General features: G+C 60.9%; 1 protein-coding gene. It reads right to left on the reverse strand.

Features of this window, described 5'->3' with window-relative positions; all coding sequences use genetic code 11:
* On the reverse strand, positions 1-555 hold a 555-nt coding region (locus tag ACR0E6_RS22910), incomplete at both ends, for a PfkB family carbohydrate kinase (protein ID WP_480587749.1).

Below are 555 nucleotides of genomic sequence, written 5' to 3' on the forward strand. Positions count from 1 at the left end.
GCAGCGCGATGATAATATCGCGCACCTTTCGAGCCCAAAGTGACGATCACATGCTCGACCTTCAAATTCGTGACCGATTGACCTGTGGCCTGATGCAGTTGCTCGGCCTCAACTTCGTTCAGGATCAGGAAATCCAGATAGGGCAGCACGGCTTGCACTGCCTCGGCCTGAAACGGTGCCGCGGCGTAGCAGACGGTCAAACCCATCTCGCGCCCCATCTTCGCGGCTTCAACCTGCAAGTTGGTTTCGTTCTGCATCACCAGCAAGTCACCCTGCGAAGCTGATGACAGTGCCTGACCCAACTGATCGGTCGAAAGGGCGTGGTTCGCCCCCTGAAACAGAATGATGTTGTTCTCACCCTGCGCATCCACGGCGATGATGGCGTGGCCCGTCGGCACATCGACCAGAGCGATATGGCGCGTATCCACGCCATATTCCGTCAAACGATCCAGCGCCCAGCGCCCATCCGACCCCACGGCCCCAACATGCGCCACCTGCGCCCCGGCCCGGGCCGCGGCCACGGACATGTTCGCGCCCTTGCCGCCCAGAAAGCGA

The organism is Ruegeria sp. AP12, assembly GCF_056540025.1.